This window comes from Streptomyces flavofungini (assembly GCF_041028215.1).
Taxonomy (GTDB): Bacteria; Actinomycetota; Actinomycetes; order Streptomycetales; family Streptomycetaceae; genus Streptomyces; species Streptomyces flavofungini_B.
Genome location: NZ_JASKYR010000512.1, coordinates 1 through 6,130, shown reverse-complemented (window position 1 = coordinate 6,130; position 6,130 = coordinate 1). Strand labels below are relative to the sequence as shown.

Below are 6,130 nucleotides of genomic sequence, written 5' to 3'. Positions count from 1 at the left end.
TATGTGCGCAGTTCSTCCGGGGCGGCACCCCCGCCGGAGGCGCCGGTGGCCGCCACGACGCCCGCCGCCGCCATCGCGAGGAACGCGACCGGCACCAGGAGCGCGTGCCGCCACCACGCGAGCAGCGCGAGGGCGGGGACCAGCAGCGCGAACGGACCCGCGATGACCGCCGCCACCAGGGTGAGCGCCACCGTGCCGAGGATCAGGCCCGGGGCGGGCGGTGCGGGCGGCGGGGCGTCCTGGTCGGTCTCGCGGCGCCAGAGGACGGCGAGCGCGATCAGCGCGAGGACCGCGACACCGGCCAGGATCAGCCCGATCTCATAGGTCGTCGACGGCTCGTAGGAGAGCTTCACCGTGCCGCCCTCGCCCTCGGGCACGAGCCAGCCCTGCTGCCAGCCGTCGAGCCGCAGCGAGGTGAGTTCCTTGCCGTTGAGGGTCGCCTTCCAGCCGTCGTTCACGTTCTCGTACGTGGTGAGGTACGAGGCCGCGCCCGCGCCGACCGTCAGCTCGCGGCGGTCGCCGAGCCAGTCCTTGACCTTCAGCTCGCGCGCGGCCTCGTCGACGGCGCCGGGCGTGCCCCGGGTCAGCGAGGCGTCCATGACGGCGAGCGGGCCCGCGTCACCGGTCTCGACGCTGTGCGCGCCCGCATCCAGCTCGACCGTGGTGTCCTTCTCGCCGAGGCGGCAGAGGCTGATCTCGATCGGCCGACGGCTGGTCAGGTCCTGGACGGTGCCCTTGGCGCTCGACTCGTACAGCTCGCCGTCGATCGACATGACCGGGCCCTGGCCGCAGGGGAGCGAGAAGCGCTCCGTCGGGTCGGGCTGCTTGGTGCGGTACTCGTCGAGCGCCGGGACATAGACCTCGGTGAGACCCACCGGGAGCTGGAGGCCCGCGTCCGCCACCGGGTTGTGGACCGTCAGCGGCGCCGTCTCCGTGATGGTGATGTCCATCCGGTCGGTGGTGATCGGCTCGAAGCGCGCGTTGCCGTTCTCGTCGACGCCCGCGGTCGCCGCGCCGTCCGGCGAGCTGATCTCGATCTTCTGCGGCCGGGTGGACAGGCCGCCCGCCGCGGGCAGCACGAGCTCGCCCACCGGCTTCTTGTCCGGCCACTTCAGGTGGATGACGGGCCGGTCCCCGTCGCCCGCGACCCAGGCCGTGGTCAGGTCGCCGTCGGTGAGGTTGCGCGGCGAGAGGCCGCTGCCGAGCTTCGCGGTGGAGTCGGCGGTCGCGATGATCTGCCGCTCCTGCTCGGGCGCCACCTTGTACAGCAGCTCGTCGAGTTCACGGCCCGGCACCGCCACCGCGCTCGCCTTCACCTCGTACTCACCGTCGGCGGTCGTGGTGAACCGGCGGTGCAGGCCCGACTCGGTGTCCACCTGCGCGAAGGCACCGGGGTCGGCGGAGCGGTGCAGGGAGTACGTGGTCGCCTTCGCGTCGGTGACCTTCTCCGCGTCCTGGGGGAGCTGGAGGAGACGGGTGACCCGGACCTCGGGGACCGAGATCTCGGAGAAGCCCGCGCCGGTCAGACCGGGGCGCGCCACCTGGCTGTCCACGATCGTGATCCTGATGAAGTCCGTCTCGCCCGCGGGCGCCCTGACGCGCTGCGGCGCGCCGTTGGTCTGGAGCGGGCTGGTGACGCTGCCGCGCTCGGTCTCCACGCGGACACGGGTGGGCGCCGCCCGCACGCCGTCCTGCGGCAGCGGGGTGACGCGGATGGAGGACGGCACGTCGACCTTCGCGTTGAACTCGGCCTCGATCCACTCGCCGTCGGCCGTACCGGCGTTGCCCGCCGCCCAGGCGGTGGCCGGATTCCCGTCGAAGGCGTTCACCGGGTCGTACTGCGGCAGGTGGAAGAGCCAGTTGCCGTAGCTGGAGGCCGTGACCGATCTGGCGCCGCGCAGCTCCGACGTCGTCTGGTGCTCGACGCCCTTGCCCGGCAGGATCTGGTGCGGCTTCTCGCCCGGGTTCTGGAGCGCTTCGGGCGCGTTCCGCTCGTCCTTGCCGTAGGTGTACGAGGTGTTGGAGCTGACCAGGCCGAAGCGGGTGTCGGCGCGGCGCAGCCCGTCGCCGACCGCCTGGAGGCCCGGCGTGCCGAGACCCGGGTGGTTGTCACCGGCCAGGACGGCGGGCCGGTCCCGCATCTGCGGGTCGGCGGAGAGCGGCAGCAGGGACTCCGGGCCGCCGCTGACCACCGCGGTGTTGGCGACCGGCTTCAGGCCCGCCTGTCCGGGGCGCTCGGCGCCGGTGCCCGGGGCGTAGATCTCGACGGCGCGCTGGCGCGGGTAGAGGCCCTCCACCTGGATGGGCGTGTCGTTGGCGATGATGCCGTCGGTGGTCTGCGGGCCGAAGCCCGTGACCCGGCGGAAACCGGACTCCTCCAGGGTGCGCTTGACCGTCGCGGTCGGCACGTTGCCCACCTGGTCGGGGTCGAGGTCGTTGCGTACGACGACGTAGTACAGACCGGCCCGGGTCACGAAGTCGCGCAGCCCCGGCACCTCGGCGCCGGTCAGCAGCGCCTGCTCGACGGCGTCCATCGCGCGCCGGTTGCCCGGCGTGCCGAACGGCACGTAGTCGCGCTGCGCCCAGCGCGAGTCGGCCAGCACGTCGAGGGGCTGGTCGATGGGGGAACCCCAGGTGTAGATGCCGTGCGCGGTCGCGGGGACCACCAGGGCACGCGAGTCGGGCGAGTACTTCTCCAGCCAGTCGGCCGTCGTCTGCCAGTAGGCGGGCAGCTTCTGGAACGAACCCGGCTGGAGGATCGAGCCGTTGACGTAGGGCAGCGCGAGGCCGGGCAGCACCAGAACCGCCGCGATCAGCGGCGCGTACCGCCTGCCCCGCACCGGGCGCGCGCCGCGCGCCTGCGAGGCCACGCCCACCAGGTGCGTCAGGCCGAGGACCAGGGCCAGGGCGAGGCCGGTCTGGAACTTGTAGATGTTGCGGAAGGGCACGAGCCCGCCGTCCAGCCAGGACTGGACGGTGCCGTGGAAGGGCGCGCCGAACGCGCCGCCGTACCCGGCGAGGGTGACGAGGGCGACCGAGAGGACGGTCAGGACCAGCCAGCGCCGCTCCGGCAGGTCGCGCCGCGCGAGACCCGCGAGGCCGACGGCGGCGGCGAGCGCCGAGCAGACGACGGCCGCGGCAGCGGTCGCCACCGTCCATCCCGCGGGCAGCCAGGCCTCGCCGAAGTGCAGGTAGGCCACCCAGTTCCCGGCGCCGCGCAGCGCCTCGGTCGCCGACATGGTGCCGGTGGTGGTGGCCGAGTCCTCGACGAACGGCAGGAAGTTCTCGCCGTGCAGGCCGAGCATCAGCAGCGGCACGATCCACCAGGCGGTGGCCAGGATGACGCCGGGCACCCACCAGGTGATCAGCTTCCGTTTGCGCGGGCCGTTCGGGCGGGAGAGCAGATACAGGCCCACGGGCAGCAGCGAGGCGAGCGTCGCCGCCGCGTTGACGCCGCCCATGAACGGGATGACCAGCGCCGAGCGGCAGGCGGCGAGGCGCGCGCTGATCCGCTCGTTCGTCAGCGGGAGCAGCACCCACGGCAGGAAGGCGCCGGGCAGCGCCGCCGCCGACGTGGAGCCGATGACCACGGTGAACGTCGGCCACAGCGCGTACACCACCGCGCCGAGCAGCCGGCTCGGACGGCTGCCGATGCCCAGCCGCTCGGCCAGCCGCAGCGCGCCCCAGAAGGCGACCGAGAGGATCAGCGAGAACCAGAGCCGCTCCGCGAGCCAGACCGGGAGCTGCACCAGCTTGGCGAGCCCGTAGAACGGCAGCATCGGCCAGACGTAACCGGCGTACTGGTCCTGGATGCCGCCGAAGCCGCCCCGGTCGTGCCAGAGCTGGCCGAGGTCGGAGAGGAACTGCCAGGGGTCGACGGCGACACCGAGCTTGGTGTCGAACGTCATCCGCCCCGGTTTCACCGCGAGGAGGAGCACGAACACCACGGCCCAGAACCCAAGGAGCCAGCGCCGCGAGCGCGGCCCCCGCGAGGGTTCAGGGGCAGCGGTCGTGGGTCTTGCGGCCGCCGGGGGTGGGGCCTGGACCGTGGTCATGGACACCGCCTGAGAATGAGAAGGAGATTCCAGGTCGCGACCTCGCGCACGCCCGGCACCCTGGTGACCGCCCCGGCCAGGAACGGCCAGTAGCGCGAGCGCGCCGACACCACCGCCACGTCGTCGCGGGCCCGCACCTGCCGCAGGGTCCTGCCGACGTGGTGTGCGAAGAGGTTCTCGCCGAGCTTGTGTTTCGCGGTTCTTCCGGTACGCCGTTCATAGCGGGCGCGGGCCCGTTCGGCGCCCAGGTAGTGCCAGGGCGCCCACTCGTGACCGCCCCAGGGGGAGAACCAGTTGGTGAAGGAGACATAGATGAGGCCGCCGGGCCTGGTGACCCTGACCATCTCGCTGAGGAACGTCTGCGGGTCGTCGACGTGCTCAAGGACGTTCGAGGAGAACGTCACGTCGGCGACGCCGTCCCGCAGCGGGAGCAGATAGCCGTCGGCGAGGACCGAGCCCTCGGGCGGCTTGGTCCCCGTCGCCGTCATCTCCGCGAGGTCCGGCTCGAAGAGATGGCACTGCGCGCCGCGCCGCCGGAACTCCTCGGTGAAGTAGCCGCCCCCGCCGCCGATGTCGACGACGACGCGGTCCTTCACGGGGCCGTACGCCTCGACCTGGTCGGCGGCGTCCCTGGCGAGGAGGGTGTAGCAGCGCTCGGGCTCCTGCTGCTCGCGCAGGAAGGCCCGGAAGAGCGTGGCGGAACGGCGCAGCGAGGGGTCTTTCACTCAAGGCCCCTTCGGAGACGAGGATTCCAGGTGGGCGGTGACGGCCTCGGCGGCCACCGCCTGGAACTGCCGGACGGTGTTGCCCCAGCGGAACCGCGTGGCCCGCTCGCCCGCGGCCTTGCCCAGGGCCCTGCGGCGCTCGGCGCTGAGGGCGAGGGTGCACCAGGCGGCGGCGAAGGAGCTCTCGCCCCGGGCGAGCAGCCCGGTCACGCCGTCCTCGACGGAGTCCCGCACCCCGGGGACGTCGAAGCCGACCGAGGGGGTCGAGCGGGTCGCCGCCTCGGTGATGACCAGGCCCCAGCCCTCCACGGCGGAGGGGTGCAGCAGCATCCAGGCCGCACAGAGCAGACGGTGCTTCTCCGCCTCGGAGACATGCCCCTTGAACTCCACACCCGGGCCCGCGAGCCGTTCGAGGCGCGCCCGTTCGGGGCCGTCGCCGACGATGACGAGCCGGCCGCCCGTGACGGGTCTGACGCGCTCCCACAGGCGCAGCAGGAGATCGATGCGCTTGTACTCCACGAGGCGGCCCATCGCGAGGAACAGCGGCTCGTCGGAGCGGGCGTGCAGCGGGCCCGGCTCCTCGACGCCGTTGTGCACGATGCGGATGCGCTCGCGCTCCACGCCGATCGCCCGCAGCGCGGTGGCCGTCGACGGCGAGACGGCGACCAGGAGGTTGCCGCGCTGCGCGCCGGTGAGCGCCCAGTGCTCAAGGCGCCTGCCGAGCCGGGCCGCGGGGGCCAGCGCGCCCTGGAAGCGCATGCCCCACAGGTCGGTGTGGACATGGTTGACCAGGCACAGGGTGGGCCCCCTGTGCCACAGCGGCGCCAGATACGGCATGCCGTTGCAGACCTCCACGAGGAGGTCGCAGTCGCCCACCTGCCGGGTGAACGCCGAGCGCGCCCGCAGGTAGTGGCCGAGGTCGCCGCCCGCGGAGACCACGCGGTAGTCGCGGTAGGCGGCGGGTCCGCCGCAGAGCAGCGTGACCTGGTGGCCGAGGTCGCTGAGCCCGTCGGCGAGCCGGTCGACGAGCAGTTCGGAGCCCCCCGCGGCCGGATTGCCGAGGTCGCGATGGGCGAGGAAGACGATCCGGCGCGGCTGTGGGGGAGGCGCCGGAAGCCGCTGCGTGTGCCGTGGGGAGGCCGCGCGCAGCGAGGACGGTACGTGCTGGGGCATGCGTGCTCCAACTCGTCTCAGGGTGCGGAACTGTGGGGGGTCCGGTCGGCGGAACGGTCCTGCTGGGTTCTGCGGGGTCCTGTACCCCCCCCCCCCCCCCCCCCCCCCCCCCCCCCCCCCCCCCCCCCCCCCCCCCCCCCCCCCCCCCCCCCCCCCCGGGGTGGAGCGGTGGTGCGG

The 6,130-nt window shown here is 73.4% G+C and carries 3 protein-coding genes; all 3 read right to left on the bottom strand.

The window, feature by feature from the left end; genetic code table 11:
* Positions 1 to 4,055: alpha-(1->3)-arabinofuranosyltransferase (locus tag AB8Z36_RS28400; RefSeq protein ID WP_369216239.1), on the bottom strand; the 4,055-nt coding region annotated here is incomplete at its 3' end.
* Complete coding sequence (locus AB8Z36_RS28395; protein WP_369216238.1) at positions 4,052 to 4,780, bottom strand: class I SAM-dependent methyltransferase; 729 nt, start codon at positions 4,778 to 4,780, stop codon at positions 4,052 to 4,054. The genes AB8Z36_RS28395 and AB8Z36_RS28400, both read right to left, overlap by 4 nt.
* The gene (locus AB8Z36_RS28390; protein WP_369216237.1) at positions 4,781 to 5,953 is read right to left on the bottom strand and encodes a glycosyltransferase family 4 protein; all 1,173 of its coding nucleotides are present in this window, start codon (positions 5,951 to 5,953) and stop codon (positions 4,781 to 4,783) included.
* Between the last annotated feature and the right edge of the window lie 177 nt (positions 5,954 to 6,130).